16 protein-coding genes and 3 tRNA genes are annotated in these 20,102 nt (G+C 68.4%); 10 read left to right on the top strand and 9 right to left on the bottom strand.

The annotated features are described in order from the left end of the window. Nucleotides 1–47: 47 nt before the first annotated feature. The 3 genes from ACVOJ1_RS01040 to ACVOJ1_RS01030 all read right to left on the bottom strand — a co-directional run bounded on the left by ACVOJ1_RS01040 (nucleotide 48) and on the right by ACVOJ1_RS01030 (nucleotide 3,638). On the bottom strand, nucleotides 48–1,592 hold the full coding sequence (locus ACVOJ1_RS01040) for an N-acetylmuramoyl-L-alanine amidase (RefSeq protein WP_111186442.1): 1,545 nt from the start codon (nucleotides 1,590–1,592) through the stop codon (nucleotides 48–50). Between the two features lie 82 nt (nucleotides 1,593–1,674). Continuing rightward, on the bottom strand, nucleotides 1,675–2,157 hold the full coding sequence (gene tsaE, locus ACVOJ1_RS01035; RefSeq protein ID WP_111186443.1) for a tRNA (adenosine(37)-N6)-threonylcarbamoyltransferase complex ATPase subunit type 1 TsaE: 483 nt from the start codon (nucleotides 2,155–2,157) through the stop codon (nucleotides 1,675–1,677). Beyond that, nucleotides 2,154–3,638: an NAD(P)H-hydrate dehydratase gene (locus ACVOJ1_RS01030; RefSeq protein WP_262218719.1), complete on the bottom strand. Its 1,485-nt coding sequence runs from the start codon at nucleotides 3,636–3,638 to the stop codon at nucleotides 2,154–2,156. Before ACVOJ1_RS01030 ends, tsaE begins: the two co-directional genes overlap by 4 nt. Nucleotides 3,639–3,661: 23 nt before the next feature. On the opposite strand from ACVOJ1_RS01030, the gene queG reads away from it, so the two are divergent. Both queG and xseA read left to right on the top strand, forming a co-directional pair. Continuing rightward, nucleotides 3,662–4,738, top strand: a complete 1,077-nt coding sequence (queG, locus tag ACVOJ1_RS01025; RefSeq protein ID WP_262218718.1) for a tRNA epoxyqueuosine(34) reductase QueG — start codon at nucleotides 3,662–3,664, stop codon at nucleotides 4,736–4,738. Nucleotides 4,739–4,807: 69 nt separating this feature from the next. Continuing rightward, entirely contained in the window at nucleotides 4,808–6,148 is a 1,341-nt protein-coding gene (xseA, locus tag ACVOJ1_RS01020) for an exodeoxyribonuclease VII large subunit (protein WP_346479898.1), read from the top strand. 34 nt (nucleotides 6,149–6,182) lie between these two features. On the opposite strand, the gene ACVOJ1_RS01015 is transcribed toward xseA, so the two are convergent. Both ACVOJ1_RS01015 and ACVOJ1_RS01010 read right to left on the bottom strand, forming a co-directional pair. Beyond that, nucleotides 6,183–7,079, bottom strand: a complete 897-nt coding sequence (locus tag ACVOJ1_RS01015; RefSeq protein WP_053520218.1) for a M48 family metallopeptidase — start codon at nucleotides 7,077–7,079, stop codon at nucleotides 6,183–6,185. Between the two features lie 86 nt (nucleotides 7,080–7,165). Continuing rightward, nucleotides 7,166–9,049: a formylglycine-generating enzyme family protein gene (locus ACVOJ1_RS01010; RefSeq protein ID WP_279942241.1), complete on the bottom strand. Its 1,884-nt coding sequence runs from the start codon at nucleotides 9,047–9,049 to the stop codon at nucleotides 7,166–7,168. An 84-nt stretch (nucleotides 9,050–9,133) separates the two neighbouring features. Here ACVOJ1_RS01010 and rnd point away from each other — a divergent pair, with 84 nt between their 5' ends. Further along, the gene (gene rnd / locus ACVOJ1_RS01005; protein WP_053520336.1) at nucleotides 9,134–10,213 is read left to right on the top strand and encodes a ribonuclease D; all 1,080 of its coding nucleotides are present in this window, start codon (nucleotides 9,134–9,136) and stop codon (nucleotides 10,211–10,213) included. Nucleotides 10,214–10,280: 67 nt separating this feature from the next. Here the strand turns inward: rnd and ACVOJ1_RS01000 are convergent, their stop codons facing one another. Then, on the bottom strand, nucleotides 10,281–12,575 hold the full coding sequence (locus ACVOJ1_RS01000; RefSeq protein WP_346479935.1) for a TonB-dependent receptor: 2,295 nt from the start codon (nucleotides 12,573–12,575) through the stop codon (nucleotides 10,281–10,283). A 252-nt stretch (nucleotides 12,576–12,827) separates the two neighbouring features. Here ACVOJ1_RS01000 and ACVOJ1_RS00995 point away from each other — a divergent pair. Then, nucleotides 12,828–12,903 (top strand) — tRNA-Ala (locus ACVOJ1_RS00995). 188 nt (nucleotides 12,904–13,091) lie between these two features. Here ACVOJ1_RS00995 and ACVOJ1_RS00990 read toward each other — a convergent pair. Both ACVOJ1_RS00990 and ACVOJ1_RS00985 read right to left on the bottom strand, forming a co-directional pair. Then, nucleotides 13,092–13,265, bottom strand: a complete 174-nt coding sequence (locus ACVOJ1_RS00990) for a hypothetical protein (protein ID WP_164972374.1) — start codon at nucleotides 13,263–13,265, stop codon at nucleotides 13,092–13,094. A gap of 109 nt (nucleotides 13,266–13,374) precedes the next feature. After that, nucleotides 13,375–14,136, bottom strand: coding sequence for an SDR family oxidoreductase (locus tag ACVOJ1_RS00985; RefSeq protein ID WP_346479897.1), 762 nt, complete (start codon nucleotides 14,134–14,136; stop codon nucleotides 13,375–13,377). Between the two features lie 132 nt (nucleotides 14,137–14,268). Here ACVOJ1_RS00985 and ACVOJ1_RS00980 point away from each other — a divergent pair, with 132 nt between their 5' ends. After that, nucleotides 14,269–15,108 carry a bifunctional transcriptional activator/DNA repair enzyme AdaA gene (locus ACVOJ1_RS00980; protein ID WP_180875535.1) on the top strand — a complete coding sequence of 280 codons (840 nt, stop codon included), beginning with the start codon at nucleotides 14,269–14,271 and terminating at the stop codon, nucleotides 15,106–15,108. A gap of 89 nt (nucleotides 15,109–15,197) precedes the next feature. Here ACVOJ1_RS00980 and ACVOJ1_RS00975 read toward each other — a convergent pair whose 3' ends face one another. After that, nucleotides 15,198–16,223, bottom strand: coding sequence for an NADP-dependent oxidoreductase (locus ACVOJ1_RS00975; protein WP_180875534.1), 1,026 nt, complete (start codon nucleotides 16,221–16,223; stop codon nucleotides 15,198–15,200). Between the two features lie 371 nt (nucleotides 16,224–16,594). Here ACVOJ1_RS00975 and ACVOJ1_RS00970 point away from each other — a divergent pair. From ACVOJ1_RS00970 to ACVOJ1_RS00950, 5 genes are all read left to right on the top strand, one after another. After that, nucleotides 16,595–16,670 (top strand) — tRNA-Phe (locus ACVOJ1_RS00970). A gap of 74 nt (nucleotides 16,671–16,744) precedes the next feature. Further along, a tRNA-Phe gene (locus ACVOJ1_RS00965) sits at nucleotides 16,745–16,820 on the top strand. A gap of 127 nt (nucleotides 16,821–16,947) precedes the next feature. Beyond that, nucleotides 16,948–17,499: a lipocalin family protein gene (locus ACVOJ1_RS00960; RefSeq protein WP_053518705.1), complete on the top strand. Its 552-nt coding sequence runs from the start codon at nucleotides 16,948–16,950 to the stop codon at nucleotides 17,497–17,499. Nucleotides 17,500–17,662: 163 nt separating this feature from the next. Beyond that, a complete protein-coding gene (locus ACVOJ1_RS00955) occupies nucleotides 17,663–18,139 on the top strand; it encodes an LEA/WHy family protein (protein ID WP_065181910.1) in 477 nt (158 codons plus the stop codon). Nucleotides 18,140–18,200: 61 nt separating this feature from the next. Continuing rightward, nucleotides 18,201–19,991: an acyl-CoA dehydrogenase C-terminal domain-containing protein gene (locus ACVOJ1_RS00950; protein ID WP_193396123.1), complete on the top strand. Its 1,791-nt coding sequence runs from the start codon at nucleotides 18,201–18,203 to the stop codon at nucleotides 19,989–19,991. The last annotated feature ends 111 nt before the right edge of the window (nucleotides 19,992–20,102 follow it).

The raw sequence follows: 20,102 nt of genomic DNA, 5'->3' as shown, positions 1-20,102 counted from the left end.
CGATGATGCGCCACGCCCCAGGCATGGCCGGTCCAACAGGGTGCGGCCTACTTGCTGCCGCCGGCCATGGTGGCGGCCGCGTCGATCTCGGCCTGTGCGCGGGCCGCATAGAGCGTCCCCGGCGGCGGCTGCCGGCTGAAGAACGTGTGCACGCCATCGAGCACCGCACCGGCGATCTTGCGCTGGTAGCCCGGGTCGATCAGGCGGCGCTCCTCGTCCGGATTGGAGATGAAGGCGGTTTCCACCAGCATCGCCGGCATGTCCGAGGTGCGTAGCACCGCGAAGTTGGCGCGCTCGATGTTTGGCTTGTGGTTGTTGCCGATCCGCTTCAGTCCACCCAGCACATGACCGGCCGCATCTTCGGACGCCTTCATGTAACCGCTCTGCGCCAGATCGAGCAGAACGTTGGCCAGCGTGCCTTCGGTCTGCTGCAGGCGCACACCACCGACCAGATCGGCGGCGTTTTCCTTGTCCGCCAGCCAGCGCGCACGCTGCGACGAGGCACCCTTGGTGGACAGCACGTACACCGATGAACCGGTCGCCGAGCGGTTCTCGGCGGCGTCCGCATGAATCGAGATGAAGATGTCAGCCTTGTTCGCGCGGGCCTTCTGTGCGCGCATCGGCAGCGGGATGAACACGTCGCTGTCGCGGGTCAGATAGGCTTTCAGGCCCGGCGTGGCATTGACCTGACGGGCCAGCTCACGCGCCACCGCCAGGGTAACGTCTTTCTCGCGCTTGCCGGTGGGTCCGATCGCGCCCGGATCCTGTCCGCCGTGGCCGGGATCGATCGCCACCACCAGGTGCCGCATGCCAGGCTGCATACGGATGCGCGAAGCGTCGCTGGGCATCGCCGGACGCGGCGGTTCGGGCGGCGGCGATGCCGGTACCGGTGCCGGGGCTGGCGGATTGCTCACCACCGCAGCGGTGCGCTGGCCGGCCAGGATCGCCGCGGGCGACGATGCCGGCGGGGTGCTGCTGGCGCTGGTGCCCGCAGCGGCCACCTGCACGGGCGCGGTGGACGGCGCCGGCGTGGGCGCGGCCGGGGCGGCAGCCGTGGCACTGGCCTGCTGCTGCACCTGCGCGGTCAACAACGCGGTAGCGCGGGCGGCGTCGCTGCGCGTCTGCATGCTGGGTGCCGTCGTCTGCGTGGTCGTGGCAACCGGAGCCGGCGCCGGCGCCGCAGCGGCCACGCCCGGGCTGTCACCCGGCCATTCGATCACCAGCTTCGACGCCTCTCCTTCGCGCTGCATCTGCGGGCGGAACGGCGCCACGGATTCCGCAAGATCGAAAACAACACGGAAGGTGCCCGGAACCGGTTGTCCGGTGCGCACTGCCGTCACCACGCCCTGCGCAGCCGGCATCTTCAGGTTGCGCACGGCAGTGGAATCCGGGAAATCGACCACCAGCCGGTTCGGGTTGGCCAGTGACAGCGTCTTGTAGCCGCCACTGCCGACCAGCGAGATTTCCGCGCGGGTGCCGGTGGAGCCTGTATTCAGCTGTACCTGGCGGACTTCACCCGCCCACGCGCTGAGGCTCGCCAGACCCAGTCCGACGGCGGCACAGATGGCGATGAGACGGTTCCCCAGGCGCATGGCTCAGGATTCAATCACCGCGCTGAACGGAATGCAATACCTTTTTCCTTAATAATCCGTAACCTGCCGATCTTTGTTCTCGTCAGGCGACAGAAACAGGCCGCAAGTCTCCACCTTCGGCCAGCCGCTGCAGCCATTCCCGGCCAGCGTCGCTGAGCCCACTGAGACGCGCCCGGCGCCCCTGGCCCTCGATCTCCAGCGCCACGACCAGGTCCGTCGGCGGCAATGCGCCCGCCCCCCGTTCCGGCCACTCGACCAGCCACAGCACCGCACTGCCCTCGTCCAGGCCCAGGAAATCCAGTTCCCCGGCCTGGCCGATGCGGTACAGGTCCAGATGCCACGCCTCGCCGCCACTGGCCAGCGGATAGCGCTCGACCAGGGTGTAGGTCGGGCTGCGGATCGCACCCTGCACGCCCAGCGCACGCAGCAGCGCACGCGCGGTGGTGGATTTGCCGGCGCCGAGGTCGCCGCGCAGCTCGATCAACGCCTGCGGCGGTCGCGTGGCCGCCAGCCACTGCCCGAGACGTTCGGTGGCATCGCTGTCGGCAAGGAAGAATTCGTTCATGGGGAGCGTTCCGGATTGGCCAGCCGCCGCAGGGGCGCCAGCAGGTCGGTGGGAAGCAGACCACGCGCGCCGTCGATGGCAGCGGCGTCGCCGGCAAGCGCGTGCAGCAGGGCGCCGCCTGCTGCGGCATCGAATGCGTCCAATCCCTGCGCGCGCAGTCCAGCAATGACGCCGGTCAGCAGATCTCCCATGCCACCGACCGCCATGCCCGGATTGCCGGCCGCGATCAGCCGCGGCAGCCGCGCAGGTGCCGCGACTACACTGCCGGCACCCTTCAGCACCACCGTGGCGTGATAGCGCTCGGCCAGCGCCTGCGCGCTGCCGAAGCGATCGGCCTGCACCTCGGCGGTACTGCAGCCCAGCAGGCGTGCAGCCTCTCCCGGATGCGGCGTCAGGATGGCATCAGGCACCGCGTGCGGATTCTGCGCCAGCAGATTCAGGGCATCGGCGTCGATCACCAGTGGACGCCCGCAGGCGAGCACGCTGGCATGCAGCGCACGCGCCCAGTCGTCCTGGCCAAGGCCCGGCCCGATCGCAACGACCCGTGCGCGGTCCAGCAGCGCAGGCAACGCCGCGCCATCTTCCAGCGCATGCGCCATCGCCTCGGGCAGGCGCGCAAGCATCGCCCCCACATGCTCACGACGGGTGCCGACACTGAGCAGTCCGGCACCGGCACGCAGTGCGGCCTCGGCCGCCATCACCGCTGCACCGCCACTGCCGTGGTTGCCGCCCACACACAGCACATGCCCGGACTCGCCCTTGTGGGTATTGGCCCGGCGCGGCGGCAGCAGCGCCCGCAGACGGTCGCCGACCCAGCGCTCCGCGCTGGCCGCGATGCCTTCCCGCGCCGCCTCCGGCAGGTCCAACGGCGCCAGCCGACGCTGGCCGACATGATCCAGCGCGTCGCCGGTGTACAGGCCCCGGTGGCAGACAATGAACTGCAGGGTGACCGCCGCGCGCACCGCAACGCCGGGCACGCCGCCCTGATCGGCATCGACACCGCTGGGTACATCCAGTGCCAGCACCGGCGCCGGAGAGGCGTTGAGTGCTTCGATCAGCGCCTGCGCCATGCCGGCCGGGGCCCGATCCAGGCCGAGACCGAACAGCGCATCCACGCCGACGTCGGCGACCGGCAGCTGGCCGTCGAACTCGATGCTGCTGCCGCCGGCGGCAGCGAATGCGGCCGCCGCCTGCTGCGCCAGCGGCGTGGCGGGCAGCCTGCCCGGCAGGGTGATCACCTGCACCTGGCGACCCGCCTGCAGCGCATGGGTCGCCAGTACGTAGCCATCGCCGCCGTTGTTACCGGCGCCAGCCACCACATAGAGACTGCGGGCATCCGGCCATTGCTGCAGCAGGCACTGCCAGCCCGCCAGGCCAGCCTGCGCCATCAGGCTCCAGCCACCATCACCGGCAAGCGCCGACGCGCGGGCATCCAGCGCGCGCGCAGCAGCGGTGTCGAACAGAAGAGAGAGATCGGGCATGCCGGGATTTTATACTGGTGCACATGTCCTCCGTCCCCGCCCCTGCCCCAGCCGACCCGGTCCAGGCCGTGCAGCGCATCCGCGAACTGGCCCGTGCACACGGTTTCCAGCGCTGCGGCATTGCCGGCATCGAGCTGGGCGAGGACGAGGCACACCTGGCCGACTGGCTGGGCCAGGGCCTGTACGGGACCATGGACTGGATGGCACGCCACGGCACGCTGCGCGCACGCCCGGCCGAACTGCTGCCGGGCACGGTGCGGGTCATTTCCGTGGGCATGGACTACAGCCACCGCGACGATACCGAAGCCTGGGCGACCCTGGCCGATCCCGGCCGCGCCTACGTGGCGCGCTACGCGCTGGGGCGCGACTACCACAAGCTGATGCGCAACCGCCTGCAGAAGCTCGCTGCGCGGATCAACGATGAAGTCGCGCCACTGGGCTACCGCGTTTTCGTCGATTCGGCACCGGTGCTGGAACGGGCCCTGGCCCGCAACGCCGGGCTCGGTTGGATCGGCAAGCACACCTGCCTGATCGATCGCCAGGGAGGCTCATGGTTCTTCATCGGCGAGATCTACATCGACCTGCCGTTGCCGGTCGACGCGCCCGCCACTGCGCACTGCGGCACCTGCACGCGCTGCATCGACATCTGCCCCACGCGCGCCATCACCGCCCCGCAGCGGCTGGATGCGCGCCGCTGCATTTCCTATCTGACCATCGAGCATGACGGCGCGATCCCCGAGGACATGCGGCCGCTGATCGGCAATCGCATCTACGGCTGCGACGACTGCCAGCTGGTCTGCCCGTGGAACAAGTTTGCCAAGCGCACCGATGAAGCCGATTTCCGCGCACGCAACAACCTGGACACCGCGCGCCTGGATCAGCTGTTCGCCTGGGACGAGGTGGAATTCCTGCGCCGCACCGAAGGCAGCCCGATCCGTCGCAGCGGCCATGAGCGCTGGCTGCGCAACATCGCCGTGGCACTGGGCAACGCGCCGACAGCACCGCAGACCCTGGCCGCACTGCAGACCCGCATCGATGATCCCTCGCCGCTGGTGCGCGAGCACGTGCAGTGGGCGCTGGCACAGCACCGCACGACCTGAGCCGGGCGTGCCCGGCGCGCGCCAACGTGCGATCCTGAGTGCCCGCTCCACCCGCAGCGCGCCGTACCCATGCAGCCACGCAACAACGACATTCTCACTCCCAGCCAGCTCAACACGCTGGCACGCGATCTGCTGGAAGGCAGCTTCCCGGCGATCTGGGTCGAAGCCGAACTGGGCAGCGTGGCCCGCCCTGCGTCCGGGCACCTGTACTTCACCCTGAAGGACGCACGGGCACAGCTGCGTGCGGCGATGTTCCGGATGAAGGCGCAGTACCTGAAGTTCGTACCGCGCGAGGGCATGCGCGTGCTGGTGCGTGGCCGGGTGACCCTGTACGACGCACGCGGCGAGTACCAGATGGTGCTCGACCACATGGAGGAAGCCGGTGAAGGCGCGCTGCGGCGGGCGTTCGAGGAGCTGAAGGCGCGCTTGGACGCCGAAGGCCTGTTCGATCCTGCACGCAAGCGGGCGCTGCCCGCGCATGTGCGGCGGCTGGCGGTGATCACCTCGCCGACCGGCGCCGCCGTGCGCGATGTGCTGAGCGTACTGGGCCGTCGTTTCCCGCTGCTGGAGGTGGACCTGCTGCCGACCCTGGTGCAGGGCTCCAGCGCCGCCGCGCAGATCACCCGCCTGCTGCAGGCAGCCGATGCCAGTGGTCGCTACGACGTGATCCTGCTGACCCGCGGCGGCGGTTCACTGGAAGATCTATGGGCGTTCAACGACGAAGCGCTGGCGCGCGCGATCGCCGCCAGCGATACGCCGGTCGTGTCGGCCGTCGGCCACGAGACCGACTTCAGCCTGAGTGATTTTGCCGCCGACCTGCGCGCGCCGACACCTTCGGTGGCGGCCGAGCTGCTGGTCCCCGACCAGCGTGACCTGGCCCTGCGCCTGCGCCGCAATGCCGCGCGGCTGGTACAGCTGCAGCGCCATGCCGTAGGACAGGCCATGCAGCGCGCCGACCGTGCCCTGTTGCGATTGAATGCGCAGAGCCCGCAGGCCCGGCTGGACCTGTTGCGGCGCCGTCAGCTGGAGCTGGGCCGGCGCCTGTACGCGGCCTTCAACCAGCAGCAGGAGCGCCGTGCCGCGCGCCTGCGCCATGCCGCCGCGGTGCTGCGTGGCCATCATCCGCAGCGCCAGCTGGACGCGATGCAGCGTCGCCTGTCGGCCCTGCGCGGACGCCCCCATGCAGCGATGCAGCGGCTGCTGCAACGCGATGCGCTGCGCCTGCGCGGCCTGGCCCGGTCCCTGGAAGCGGTCAGTCCATTGGCCACGGTGGCACGCGGTTACAGCATCGTGACCCGTGCCGATGATGGTGCACTGGTACGACAGGTTGAACAGGTCCAGCCCGGCGACGCACTGCAGGCACGCGTGGGCGACGGCGTCATCGACGTGCAGGTCACCTCGGTCAGATAAGCGGGGGCCAAGGCGCAGCCCGGCGTGCGCCTTCCTACCTGGCCGCCTCGCAGAACTGCTTCCGGTACTCCAGCGCCTTCGGCATCAGGGCCTGCAGATTCTGGATCCGGGTTCCCGGGTTGGGATGGGTGGAGGCAAACTCCGGCGGCGACTGACCACCACTGGCCTGGCCCATCCGCTGCCACAGCGGCACCGCTTCGCGCGGATCGAAACAGGCAGCCGCAGCCAGCATCAGCCCCACCTCATCGGCCTGGGTCTCGTGGCTGCGTGCGTAGGGCAGCAGATAGCCATAACCCATCGCCGACATCACCATCTGCTGCTGCTGCGCATCCATGCCACTGGCAGCCCCGGCCATCTGCCCGATCTGGGTCAGCTTCTGCTGTGCCATGCGCTGCGCTCCATGGCGCAGCAGCGCATGGGCGATCTCATGCCCCATCACCACCGCCATCGCATCCTTGGTCCGCGCCACCGGCACCAGACCGGTATAGACCGCCATCTTCCCGCCCGGCAGGCAGAAGGCGTTGGCCTGCTCGGAGGGGATCACGTTCACCTCCCACTGGAAGCTGCGCGCGAAATGGGCCGGCTCCACGCCATGCTCCCGCGCCAATGCGGTCTCCACCACATCGACCTTGGCGATCAACCGCTCGGCAATCGCACGCACGTCACGCGAGATCTGCGCGTTCGGGTCCAGTGGCCGCTCCTGCGCCAGGATCTGCTGGTAGGCCTGCAGGCCCAGCGCGGTTTCCTGCTGGGCATCCAGGCTGCTGTCGATCATGACCTTCTCGCCGGTATAGGGATCGACCGTCCGGTTCGAAAACCAGTAAAAGGCCGCGTAACCCGCCGCCAGCAGCAGTACCCACCAGCGGATGTTGCCGAACAGGCCACGCCGCTGCGGGCCCTGCGGCGAGCGGGAAAATGGGTCGTTGCGCATGCGGTGGTCTTCCGGCTGGCCCCGCCGGCCGGCGGGCACGGCGCAATCTTAGTGTGCCGGAGCCCGCGCCGGGTGAAGCCGGCCGCTCAGATGCCGCGTACCAGGCGGAACCCGATGCGGGCGTTGGTGGTGTCCGAGTCCTGCGACTGCCGCCAGGCCGCCCGGGTCTGCTCGGGAGAGTTCGCCCAGTTGCCTCCGCGGATCACCCGCGCCCGGCAACCCGGGTTGAACCAGGCCACGCCGTCGGAGGGCGCACGCCGGTAGCTGGAATGCCAGCAGTCGGCCACCCATTCGCTGAGATTGCCGGCCATGTCGTGCAGGCCGAACGCGTTGGCCCGGAAGTTCGCCACCGGCGCCGGGCCCCACCAGCCATCGCCATAGCCGATGAACGCGTTGTGCCAATGCCGGCCAGACGGCGAGACATCCTTGCTGCCGGTGAAGTTGCCGCTGCCCGGCGGGGGCGTGCCTGTATCCCCCCAGGGATAACGGCCGCTGCTGCCGGCGCGCAGCGCATACTCGAACTCGGCCTCGCTGGGCAGCCGGTAGCTGTAGCCGGTCTGCTCGGACAGCCACGCGGCATAGTTTTCCGCGTCGCGCACGCTCACATGCATCACAGGCGCGTTGCCCAGCGCGCGCGCGCCGTCGTAATCCGAGCGCCAGTCGACACCGCTGCGGCGGATGAAGTTGCCGCTGCGCTCGTCATAGACCACCGAATGACCGCGACGGGTCGCGCGTGGGCGGGCATTGGTGGCTTTGACGTAGCGCTCGAAATCGCTGACGGTCACCTCGGTGATGGCCATCGCGAAACCGCGGTCAAACCGCACGTAATGCGAAGGGCGCTCGGCATCGGTGGCGCCGGGCTCGGCATCCCCTGCGCCCATCTGGAAGCCGCCATGCGGCACCACCACCATCTGCGGGCCACGCCCGCCATCGCGCATCGCGTCGCTGAACACCTGGCCGGGACGGAAGCTGCCGTAATGGGTTGCCAGATCGATGCGCTCGCGCAGCTGCGCCACGACCGCGTCGCCGGGCAGCGCGATGCGCAGTGCTTCGGCCAGCTTCTCGCGCGCAGGTTTCAGGCCCTGCGGCGTCGCCAGGTCGCGCAGGCCCTCGTCGCGCAGCTGCGCCAGGGTGTTGGCCCGGATCTGCTCGATGCGCTCGAAGGCGTCGGCGATGGTCGGAGAGGAATCACGGACCTTGCTGGCTTCGGCCAGCCAGGTGCCGGCACTGGCGAAGTCACGGCGGCGGGCGGCCTCCTCGGCACGCCGGATCAGGCCGCTCTCCGCCGCAGCAAGGCCCTGGCGTGCGCGGCGGTTGCCCTCGTCAAGCGCCAACGCCTCGCGGAAACTGCCGATCGCGCCGTCACCGTCCTCGCCGATCCGGTCCGCGCGCAGGTCCTCCTCGCCGGCCCGGTTGTAGGCCACCACGCGTTGCGCGATCTCCACCCGCGCCTGCAGGGCACGCACCTTTTCATCGTCAGGGGCCAGGGTCAGCAACACCAGCGCCTGGCGTCCCGCTTCGGCCAGCGCCTCGCGCTGCTGCAGCGGCCGCACCAGCAAGGCATCGGTCTGCTGCAGCAGGCGCTGGCGGGCACGCTGCAGACCAGCACGGGCCTGGCGGTCGTCAGGCACCTCCTCCTGCACCGCCAGCCACAGCGGGATGGCGGCATCGCCATCCTCGTACAGCCGATCCTGGGCAAACGCCTGCTCGGCGGCCCTGCGCAGCTGCGCCAGGCTGCGCCCCTCCCGATCGACACGGGGCGGCGTCCACTGCTGCACGTCTTCGGCCGCATCCTGACCGGCGATGGTCACGCTGCCCTGCACCGCCGGCCGATCCTCCGGCGCCGGCGGCGATGCCGCCTGGCCGGAACCCTCGCCGGCCTTGCCTGCCGGTATCGGCGGTGACGGGGTGCAGGCGACCAGAGCCAGGGCCAGGCTGGCGCACAGCGCGGACGACAGCGGAAAACGCAAGCAGAGCCTCCTTCGGCACGGACGCGGACCGACGTTAGGCTATTCTCCCCTGCCTGAGCAAACCCGAGTAGCAGGCCCTGACCCGTGGCAATCTGGATCACCACCCCCGCCGAGCTGGATGCGTACTACCAGCAGCGTCCCACCCGCATCGGTCTGGACACCGAATTCATCCGTGAACGCACCTTCTGGCCGCAACTGGCGCTGGTGCAGATGGCGGTCGGCGAGGACATCCTGCTGATCGATCCGCTGATTCCCGGCATGCCCGAAGCACTGGCCCCCTGGCTGACCGATACGTCGATCATCAAGGTGATGCACAGCGCCAGCGAGGATCTGGTGGCCTTCAAATGGACCTGCGGCGTGCTGCCACGACCGCTGTTCGATACCCAGATCGGCGCGGCGCTGGCCGGCATCGGTGCCGGCATGGGCTACCAGAAGCTGGTGCAGGAGATCACCGGCGTGACCCTGGCCAAGGGCGAGACCCGCTCGGACTGGATGCGCCGCCCGCTCTCCGAGTCGCAGCTGCAGTATGCCGCCGATGACGTCGAGCACCTGTTCGCGCTGCATGACGCGATCGACGCGAGACTGCAGGCGATGGGACGCCAGCAGTGGCTGCACGACGACGCTGAACGCCTGTTGGCCAGCGTCGCCAACGATGAGGACCGCTGGCCGCACCTGTCCATGCGCTCGGCCCAGTTCCTCGATGCCGAGGCACAGCGACGCCTGCTGCGCCTGCTGCGCTGGCGCGATGTGCAGGCACGCCAGAGCGACCGGCCGCGCAGCTGGATCCTGGACAACGAACTTGCCGCCCTGCTGGCGCGCTCGCCACCGGCCGATGTCGACGCGCTCGCCAAGCTGTTCGAGCCGTTCCCGAAGGCGCCGCGCAAGCTGACAGCCGCCGTGTGGCAGGCCCTGGACACTCCGCTGGCCGATGAGCAGGACGCGCCGCTGGCCACCCAGCCCACCGACAGCAGCAAGAAGACGCTGAAGAAAATGCAGGACGCCGTGGCCGAATGCAGCCGCGAGCTGGGCCTGGCGGACGGCGTACTGGCCTCGCGCAAGCACCTGGAAAGCTACCTGGAGCACCGCCAGTGGCCGTCGGCGCTGGCCGGATGGCGCCAGCAGGCGCTGGAATCGCGCCTGCAGCCATTGTTGCCGGTGCGCTGACAACCCGCTGCAGCAACGGAAAGGGGCGGCCAGGATCACCGGGCCGCCCCTTCCCGCAACCGTTCGATTACCAGTTCATGTTCAGCGACACACCCACGGTACGCGGCTCGTTGTACACCGCGGCCATGTAGTTCTCGATCACGCCCTTGAGATTCTTCTCGTTGGTGATGTTGCGTGCGAACAGCGCGACTTCATAGGCACCGTAGTTGCCGGAGTAACCGATCTTCAGGCCGCCCTCGAAGTCCCCCTTGGAGTTGAACTCCTTGCTGTCATACAGCACGAAGCTGGTATAGCCCTGCTTGTTCCAGTCGGTGGACACGAACATCGTGGCCGCGTCGCTGACCGGGAAATCGTAGCGTGCGGCCAGGTTGACGTTGTACTTCGGTGCGTTCGGCAACGGGTTGCCGTCGATCTGCGCGAAGGTGTTCGCACCCACCTTGATGGTCGGATCATCCACCGTGCACACCACCTGGCCATTCAGGCCGCAGACCTGCGCATACACGCGCTTGTCCTTGATTTCGCTGTGCAGCAGGCTGACACCGGCGCTCAGGGTCAGGTTGGGAACCGGACGCAGTTCCATATCTGCTTCGAAACCATACGCCTTGGCCTTGTCTGCGTTGAACAGCACGCCGTTGCCGTCCGAATCGTTACCGTTGAGCTGGATATCGTTGACGGTGTAGGTGAACGCGGTGGCGTTCAGGCGCAGGCGGTTGTCCCACAGGCTGCTCTTCACGCCGGCCTCCCAGGACAGGATGGTCTCCGAGTCGGCGGTGGTGAAGTCGGCATTGAACACCGCCGAACGGCCCTGGATGGTGGGCCCACGGAAGCCGCGCGCCACCTTCGCATAGACGCTGACGTCCGGCGTGATCTGGTACATCGCACTCAGGTCCCAGCTGGGCGTGGTATCGGACATCCTGACGTCGGTGCGGCCCTTGTAGGTCACCACCCCGGCAGCGGTGTCGGCGGTCTTCAGCAGCCGGGTGTGCTTCTCGTCGCGGGTCTGGCGCAGGCCAGCGGTGACCGTGAACCTGTCGGTGAAGGCGTAGCTGAGCTGGCCGAAACCGGCCCAGGAGGTGTTCTTGTTGCGCAGGCGTACCCAGTTGTTCAGATTGCGCGCAGCGCCCTGCAGGAACCAGGCACGCTGGTAGAAGTCGGTGGTGTCGCTGCCGTTGAAATAGAACGCGCCGGCCTGCCACTGCAACGCGCTGTCGTCATGGCTGGCCAGACGGAATTCCTGGGTCCACTGGTCCAGGTCGCGGATCCGGCCCATCGACTGGCCGTAGCCGTTGGGCACGCCGTTGACCGGATAGTTCACCGCAGCACCGCCATCGGTATCGCCACGGCTGTAACCGGAGGTGGTTTCATACGCGGTGATCGAAGTGAAGTCGATCGCGCCGAAATCATAGCGCGCCTTCACCGAGCCACCGTAGGTCTTGTAGGCCTGCGGGTTGTTGTCGGCTTCGTCGTAGGCGACCTGGTCGCGCGGCACGTCGGTGCGGTTGGAACCCTTGGTCAGCGCACCGCGCAGGAACAGGGTCGAGGTGCCTTCGTAATCGCGCGCGTGTGCCGAGGCCAGGATCGAGAACTGCTCGCTCGGCGTCAGCAGCAGCTGGGCGCGGACGTTGCGGTCATCGAAACCGCCCATGGCGTTCTTCTTCGGGCTGACGGTGCCATCCGCACTCGGGCCGCTGTAGGTGTTGTCGACATAGTCGTCGCGATGCTGGTACAGGGCCGACACGCGGAACGAGGCGATTTCGTTGATCGGACCGCCAAAGCCGCCATCGATCGACACGCTGTTGTAACTGGCGTAGCTGGCGCTGACGCGGCCGGTGTAGTCCTGCGTCGGCTTGAGCGTGTCGAACTTGACGATGCCGGCCGTGGTGTTGCGGCCGAACAGCGAACCCTGCGGGCCGCGCAGCACTTCCACCTGGTCCACGTCGTAGACCGGATTGGACTTGAGCACCACGTGCTCCAGCACCACGTCATCCTGGATGATCGACACCGGCTGGGAAGCACCCAGATAGAAATCGATGTTGCCCAGCCCGCGGATGTAGAAGCGCGGGAAGATGCGACCGGTGGTGGTTTCCGCATACAGGCTCGGCACGCGGCCGGACAGCGCCAGCAGGGTGTCGTCGCCGCCGGCGGTGAAGTCGCGCATGCGCTCGCCCTGCACGACGCCCACCGACACCGGCACCTCCTGCAGGTTCTGCTCACGGTGTTCGGCGGTCACGGTGATGGTATCCAGCCCGGTGGGGGTCGGCGCACTGTCCTGCGCCGCGGCGCCGAAGCTGCCGACCAGCGCCAGGCCTGCACAGGCCAGCGCGAGCGGATGGCGACGGAAGGAAACGAGGGAAGACGACATGCCCGACAGACGGCGGGAATCGGTATGGGAAGGCATCGAAAGCTCTGAGGAGACGTCCGGGCGGCCTGCGCGGGCCGGGCGGCGAGAAGGGGAACTGCTGCGCAGACTGGGGATTATCCTCCAAATTGTTACGATTTCGTTTCGCGCAACGGCATCGCACGAAAGCCGGCGGACTCGGCACAGTCGCCTCTGGCCACGGCCGCGCGTCGCTTGGCAAGGCCGACCGCCAGCGATACAATGACAGCGCACTACGGGGCCATAGCTCAGCTGGGAGAGCGCGTCGTTCGCAATGACGAGGTCAGGAGTTCGATCCTCCTTGGCTCCACCATCCACATGCCCACCAGGGCATGAAAAAGGCCGGAACTCCTGACACCCAGGGTCCGGCCTTTTTCGTTGCGCGCCCCGGGCTAACGGGCCGATGAGACGCGCGACCTGCGCATGACCGAGCCCGGTGGCGACAAACCCAGCATCGGGCAGCCGCTGGCTCGGGCCGAGGGCGCTTGCAGCAATGACGCGTCAGGCAGGCTCCTGCCCACCATCCTTGCGCCGTGGACTGCGCGAGTGGGTGTCACGTACCTGCTGGTCGCGCTGTCCCGGACGCTGCTTGGCGACGTCGTCCTGCTTCCGGTCCTGGCGGCTTTCCTGCACCCCCTGGCGTGGATCGGGCGTGTCCTTTTCGTGTCTGCTCATGCGTGGCTCCGCCGCCGGCGGAGGCCGGCGCTGGAGCCACGCTAGAGGTCGCCGGGTAACGGACGGGTCAGTCCGGCGCGAACGCCATGTGCAGCCGCCGGCCGTCCCCTCAGGTGCGATTGGTGGATATCCCGCCGTCCACGCGCATCGCACTACCGGTCACGAAGCTGCCTTCATCGCTGGCCAGGAACAGCGCAGCGTTGGCGATCTCTTCCGGCCCGGCCAGGCGCTTGAGCGCATGCAGCGACCGTACGAAGTCCAGCGCATCCTCGTCTGGCGCAGCCTGCCGGCCCATCTCGGTGTCGGTGCCGCCGGGCAGCAGCACGTTGCAACGCACGCCCCGTGCGCCGTACTCGGCGGCGATCACCTGGCTCAGGCCGATCAGCCCGGCCTTGCTCGAGGCGTAGGCGGCCATGCCGGGCAAGCCGACGGTATGGCCGACGATGGTGCCGACGAACACCAGCGAGCCGCCGCCCCGCGCCAGCAGGGCTGGCAACTGCGCACGCGCGGCGTGGAAGGCTGCATCGAGGTTGGTGGCCATCACCTGCCTCCAGGCGTCCACCGGAAACTCCGCAGCGGGCACGCCCGGCCCCAGCATCCCGGCATTGTTGATCGCGATGTCCAGGCCTCCGAAGGCCCGCTGCGCCAGGTCGACCAGCACCTGTGCAGTGTCCGGCCCGGCGACATCGGCGGCATGCACCACCGCCTCGCCGCCGGCAGCACGGATCTGATCGGCCAGCGCCTGCAACGGCTCCGGCTGCCGCGCGTTGAGCACCAGCCTTGCGCCCTCGGCGGCGAAACGCAGCGCGCAGGCGCGGCCGATGCCGGCGCTGGCACCGGTGATGAGGGCGATCTTGTCGTGCAGGCGCATGTTCGGGGTCCAGGCAGTGAAGTGGACCCTACGATGTCGCGCCCCTGCCCCGTTGACACTCCGTTTCCAGGCCCTGCCGGCGCGTGCAGGAAACGGAGTTTCCGCCAGCGGGGCACGTGCCAGAATCGACGCATGGACACTGCCATCGCAACCACCGATGCCCGCGTCGAACGCGTCTGCCGCCACCTGCAGGCCCGTCTCGACGAACCCTCACTGCAGGAGCTTGCCGAACTGGCGGGCTGCAGCCCGACCCGGCTGCATCGCCTGTTCAAGCAGGCCACCGGACTGACCCCGAAGCAGTATGCGGCGGCCCTGCGCGCCGATCGGCTGCGCACAGGACTGCAACAGCAGGCGCGCATCACCGATGCTTTCCACGACGCCGGCTTCGGCTCCAGCGGCCGCTTCTACGAGAACGCGCCGCGCCTGCTGGGAATGACGCCCCGGCAATGGCGCAGCGGTGGACGCGGTGAGGTGATCCATTTCGCCATCGCCGAAAGCTCGTTGGGCAGCGTACTGGTGGCCAGCAGCAGCATCGGCGTGGTGGCGATCCTGCTCGGCGACGATCCGGAAGCGCTGCTGCAGTCGTTGCAGCAACGCTTCCGCCAGGCCGAGCTGGTCGGCGCCGACAGCGGCTACGAGCAGCTGGTGGCGCAGGTGATCGGCCTGGTCGAGGATCCGGCACGTGGCGCGACACTGCCACTGGACATCCGCGGCACCGCCTTCCAGCAGCGCGTCTGGCAGGCGCTGCAGCAGATTCCCCAGGGGCAGACCGCATCGTATGCCGACATTGCCGCGCGCATCGGCGCGCCGCGTTCCAGCCGCGCGGTCGCGCGTGCCTGCGCCAGCAATCCACTGGCGGTGGCGGTGCCATGCCATCGCGTGGTGCGCCGCGATGGCGATCTGTCCGGCTATGCCTGGGGTGTGGCCCGCAAGCGCGAACTGCTGCGCCGGGAGAAAGCCGCCAACGGCTGATGCCGCCGCATCAGGACCGGTGGATGCCGACCGTGGCCGGCTCGCGCCGTGGCAGCGCCGGGCCATGCCCGGCGGACACCGGCGAGAGCTCAGTCCAGCTTCACCACCAGCTTGCCGAAGTTGCGCCCCTGCAGCAGCCCGAAGAAGGCATCCGGTGCGCTCTGCAGCCCTTCGACCACGTCCTCGCGGTACTGGATGCGCCCTTCCCGCAGCCAGTGCGCCATCTCGCGCTCGAACTGCGGCCACAGGTGGTTGAAGTCGTGCACGATGAAGCCGCGAACCGTCAGCCGCTGCCGCAGGATCTGGCTGAACAATGCCGGCAGGCGATCGGGCCCGGGATGCTCGACGCCGCGCGCGTTGTAGGTGGCGATGGTGCCGCAGACCGGAATGCGGGCGAAATCGTTGAGCAGTGGCAGCACCGCGTCGAGTACGTGGCCGCCGACATTCTCGAAGTAGACGTCGATGCCGTCCGGCACGGCGGCGCGCAGCTGCGCGGCGAAATCAGCCGCGCGATGGTCCAGCGCCACATCCACGCCAAGCGATTGCAGGTAGGCACGCTTGCCATCGCCACCGGCAATAGCGACCACGCGGGCGCCCTGCAGTTTGGCCAGCTGGGCGACGGTTGCCCCCACCGGCCCGGTCGCAGCGGCGACCACCAGCGTCTCGCCCGGCTGCAGCCGGGCGATTTCATGCAGGCTGGAATACGCGGTGAATCCCGGCATGCCATACACGCCGAGTGCCGTGCTCAGCGGCAGGCCCGCCGGGTCCAGCCGACGCCCCAGCACCTGCGCATCCAGCACCGCATGGGTCTGCCATCCACCCGGCGCCAGGAACAACTCGCCCACCGCGATTCCCGCCGCATTCGACTGCAGCACTTCGGCGACGGTCTGCCCTTCCATCACCGCACCCACGGCAACGGGAGGCGCATAGGAAGGCCCCTCGTCCATGCGCCCGCGCATATACGGATCCAGCGACAGATAGCGGTTGCGCAGCAGCACCTGTCCTGCTGCCGGCGCCGGCAGCGGCGACTGCTCCAGGCGGAAATTGGCAGCGATCGGCGCACCCTGCGGCCGCGAGGCGAGCACGATGCGGGTGGTGGTCGGTTGATCAGCCATGGGATGGACTCTGCTGCGGACAGCATTGGACAGGAGGGGCGACAATACGCCGCGACGATCGGCGCGTGCGGCGGCGAAAACAGCGTTCCATCGCCTGCCTGATGCAACCGCGGCCGCATGCCTTGCCCCTGCGTGTTTGCCGATGCGGGCGGCCCGCTGATTTCCGCTGCAGGCGACGATCCTCGCCGCCGCCGCGACCACCCGCCTCGTCCGCCATCGACCTGCGCCGCCACCTCGGCACGACGCAGGATCAACCACTTGCGCCCGCGCAGACGGCAATGTGAAGGTTTTTTTCCAAAATGCTTGCCGAAGACAGCCGACCTCCGTAATATGCGCGTCCTTGGCAGCGACGTCGCTGCAACGAAACACGTGGCCGAGTAGCTCAGTTGGTAGAGCAGGGGATTGAAAATCCCCGTGTCGGCGGTTCGATTCCGTCCTCGGCCACCACGTTTGAAGGCCTGCAGAAATGCAGGTCTTTTTTTTCCGGCCACCGCTGTCGATCGCGGTCTGCCGCACAATCTGGCCGAGTAGCTCAGTTGGTAGAGCAGGGGATTGAAAATCCCCGTGTCGGCGGTTCGATTCCGTCCTCGGCCACCATGCTTGAAGACCTGCAGAAATGCGGGTCTTTTTTTGTTTCCGGCGCGCCATGCAGGCGGTTGACGAAACATTCACACCGGCACGCAGCACGCCCCCTACGCTCCAGTGTCCTGCCCGGAGTCTGCCGATGCATCTGCGCCCTGCCCTGTTCGCCTGCCTGCTGCTGGCGTCGCTGTCCGCGACCGCCAGCGAACCCGTGCGCGCCGTCGATGCGCTGGACATCGACCGCTATGCCGGCCAGTGGCACGAGATCGCCCACCTGCCCGTGTCGTTCCAGAAGCGCTGCGTTGGCGACATCACCGCGCACTATGCACTGCGCCGCGATGGCCGCATCAGCGTCACCAATGCCTGCCGCAATGGCGACGGCGAACGCGTGGTGGCTGAAGGCGTGGCCCGGCCCGTGGCCGGACATCCCGGCCAGTTGCAGGTGCGCTTCGTCCCCGACTGGCTGAGCTGGGTGCCGCTGGTCTGGGCCGACTACTGGGTGCTGGCGCTGGATCCGGACTACCAGTGGGCGATGGTCGGCGGCCCTGACCGCAAGTATCTGTGGATCCTGTCGCGCCTGCCGGAGATGGACCGCGCACGGTTCGAACAGCTGAAGGCCAAGGCCGAGGCGATGGGCTACGACCTGGCGCCGCTGCGCCTGATGGCGCCGATACGCGACGCACCGGCCGACTGAGCCGCCCCGCGCGGCTGCGCGCAACGCGCCCGCTCCGGCGCTGTGCGTGTCCGGCCGCCATCTTCACGCGCTACCCTCTGCGGCGGGTCGCCACAGGCGATCCACTGAACCATACGCCGTAGTATGCTTACGCCAACGCACCCCCTTCAGAGGACTTGCGCCCATGTTGCACCGTTTCCGTACCGTCTTGATCGTCCTGTGCACCCTCGCCCTCGCCGCCTGCAGCGACGGCATCGTCAAGCGCGTCTCGGAACCGGCCGCCAGCCTGCAGCAGCTGACCGTCCGCGCCGACGGCAACTGGACCGTGGCGCTGCGCCTGCAGAACTACAGCTCGATGCCGATGACGTTCGACGATGTGTCCCTGGCGCTGAGCGTCGGCGACAGCGAAGCCGGCACCCTGCAGGCCCGTCCCGGCATCTCCATCGGCGGCACCTCCGCCGACGTCATCACGGTCGACCTGGTGCCCAGCTCGGCCGCACGCCTGGTGGTGGCCGATGCGCTGGCCGGCAACCGCACCCTGGCCTATGGCCTGAAAGGTTCGGTGACAGCCACGCCGCAGGAAAAGAAGCAGCGCAGCTTCGACGTCAGCAGCCGCAGCACGTTGAACCAGGCGCCGGGCCTGCCGGGCGTGCTGCGCTGAACACCGCTTTCCATCGCGGCGCACCGCGCCGTTCTCCCTGTCCCTGATCGAGACGTATCCGATGAGCAGCTACACCGCCCCGCTTTCCGACCTCCGTTTCGCCCTGCACGACGTGCTCAAGGTCGAACCGCTGTTCGCCCGCCTGGGCTTCACCGACGCCACCGCCGACGTGGTCGATGCCGTGCTGGAGGAAGCCGGCCGTTTCAGCGCGAGCGTGCTGGCCCCGCTCAACAGCGTGGGCGATGAAATCGGCTGCGTGCTCGACCAGGCCACCGGCGAAGTCACCACCCCGCCTGGCTTCAAGCAGGCCTATGACCAGTTCGTCGACGGCGGCTGGACCGGCCTGACCGCCGCACCCGAGCTGGGCGGCCAGGGACTGCCGCACACCCTGGGCGTGCCGCTGAATGAAATGATCAACGCTGCCAATCTGGCGTGGGGCAATTTCCCGCTGCTCTCGCACGGCGCCATTGAAGCGCTCAAGCAGCACGGCGAAGCGTGGCAGCACGACGCCTTCCTGAAGCCCCTGATCGAAGGCCGCTGGACCGGCACCATGTGCCTGACCGAACCCCACTGCGGTACCGACCTGGGCCTGCTCAAGACCAAGGCCGAGCCGAACGCCGATGGCAGCTACGCGATCACCGGCACCAAGATCTTCATCACTGCCGGCGAGCACGACCTGACCGGCAACATCGTGCACCTGGTGCTGGCCAAGCTGCCCGACGCGCCGCCGGGTGCAAAGGGAATCTCGCTGTTCGTCACCCCGAAGTTCAAGGTCGACCGCGAGGGCAACGTCGGCGAGCGCAACGCGCTGCGCTGCGGCTCCATCGAGCACAAGATGGGCATCAAGGGCTCGGTCACCTGCGTGATGAACTTCGACGGCGCGCAGGGCTATCTGGTCGGCCAGCCGCACAAGGGCCTGCAGGCAATGTTCACCATGATGAACACTGCGCGCCTGGGCGTCGGCCTGCAGGGCATCGGCCTGTCCGAACGCGCCTATCAGAACGCGCTCAAGTACAGCCGTGAGCGCCTGCAGTCGCGCGCCCTGAGCGGCGCGAAGTTCCCGGACAGGCCGGCCGACCCGATCCTGGTCCATCCGGACGTGCGTCGCATGCTGCTGACGGTGAAGTCACTGGTGGAAGGCAGCCGCCTGCTGGCCCTGCACGCGGCCACCCTGATCGACATCGCCCACCGCGCCGACGACGCTGCCGAGCGCGAGCGCGCCGACACCCTGGTGAGCTTCCTGACCCCGATCTCCAAGGCCTGCCAGACCGAATGGGGCATCGAGAACACCTACAACGCCCTGCAGTGCTTCGGTGGCCACGGCTACATCCGCGAACACGGCATGGAGCAGCTGGCGCGCGATGCACGCATCACCACGCTGTATGAAGGCACCACCGGCATCCAGGCGCTGGACCTGATCGGCCGCAAGACCGCCTCCAGCCAGGGGGCCGGCCTCAAGCTGATGCTGGCCGAGATCGAGGCCTTCGCCAGGGAACACGAGGGCAACGAAGCGCTGGCCGAGTTCATCGGCCCACTGCGCGCCAAGGCTGCCGAATGGGGCAAGCTGACCATGGACGTGCTGCAGCGCGCCGCCGGCAACCCGGACGAGCTGGGTGCGGCCAGCTACGACTACCTGTTCTATTCCGGCTACGTGGTGCTGGCGTACTGGTGGGCACGCAGTGTCGCCGCCGCCGACGCCAGTGTGCACGGCGCGGCATTCGCGCAGGGCAAGCGCGAGACCGCGCGCTTCTACTTCGCCCGTGTGCTGCCGCGTACGCTCAGCCATGCTGCCGCGATCCAGGCCGGTGCCGCGCCGCTGATGGCGATGGACGACGAGCGCTTCGGCGCCTGAGCCCATCCCGCCGGTAGATCCACGCCATGCGTGGATGAGGGGTCAGAGCCCTTTCCCTCGGAAAGGGATCCGACCCCGGCCTGACCGCCCTTGATCATCCCTCTGGAGAAA

This window comes from Stenotrophomonas sp. STEN225 (assembly GCF_056756445.1).
This window is presented reverse-complemented; position numbering and strand designations above follow the sequence as displayed.

Excerpts from the sequence above, each read along its gene's own strand:
- ACVOJ1_RS00985 (WP_346479897.1), bottom strand. The coding sequence starts at position 14,136 with ATGCGCCTGCACGACAAGATCGCCCTCATCACCGGTGCCAGCGCCGGC.
- ACVOJ1_RS00950 (WP_193396123.1), top strand. The coding sequence starts at position 18,201 with ATGAGCAGCTACACCGCCCCGCTTTCCGACCTCCGTTTCGCCCTGCAC.
- ACVOJ1_RS00955 (WP_065181910.1), top strand. The coding sequence starts at position 17,663 with ATGTTGCACCGTTTCCGTACCGTCTTGATCGTCCTGTGCACCCTCGCC.
- ACVOJ1_RS01015 (WP_053520218.1), bottom strand. The coding sequence starts at position 7,079 with ATGCGCAACGACCCATTTTCCCGCTCGCCGCAGGGCCCGCAGCGGCGT.
- xseA (WP_346479898.1), top strand. The coding sequence starts at position 4,808 with ATGCAGCCACGCAACAACGACATTCTCACTCCCAGCCAGCTCAACACG.
- ACVOJ1_RS00975 (WP_180875534.1), bottom strand. The coding sequence starts at position 16,223 with ATGGCTGATCAACCGACCACCACCCGCATCGTGCTCGCCTCGCGGCCG.
- ACVOJ1_RS00960 (WP_053518705.1), top strand. The coding sequence starts at position 16,948 with ATGCATCTGCGCCCTGCCCTGTTCGCCTGCCTGCTGCTGGCGTCGCTG.
- ACVOJ1_RS00980 (WP_180875535.1), top strand. The coding sequence starts at position 14,269 with ATGGACACTGCCATCGCAACCACCGATGCCCGCGTCGAACGCGTCTGC.
- ACVOJ1_RS00990 (WP_164972374.1), bottom strand. The coding sequence starts at position 13,265 with ATGAGCAGACACGAAAAGGACACGCCCGATCCACGCCAGGGGGTGCAG.
- tsaE (WP_111186443.1), bottom strand. The coding sequence starts at position 2,157 with ATGAACGAATTCTTCCTTGCCGACAGCGATGCCACCGAACGTCTCGGG.
- ACVOJ1_RS01030 (WP_262218719.1), bottom strand. The coding sequence starts at position 3,638 with ATGCCCGATCTCTCTCTTCTGTTCGACACCGCTGCTGCGCGCGCGCTG.
- ACVOJ1_RS01040 (WP_111186442.1), bottom strand. The coding sequence starts at position 1,592 with ATGCGCCTGGGGAACCGTCTCATCGCCATCTGTGCCGCCGTCGGACTG.
- queG (WP_262218718.1), top strand. The coding sequence starts at position 3,662 with ATGTCCTCCGTCCCCGCCCCTGCCCCAGCCGACCCGGTCCAGGCCGTG.
- ACVOJ1_RS01000 (WP_346479935.1), bottom strand. The coding sequence starts at position 12,575 with ATGTCGTCTTCCCTCGTTTCCTTCCGTCGCCATCCGCTCGCGCTGGCC.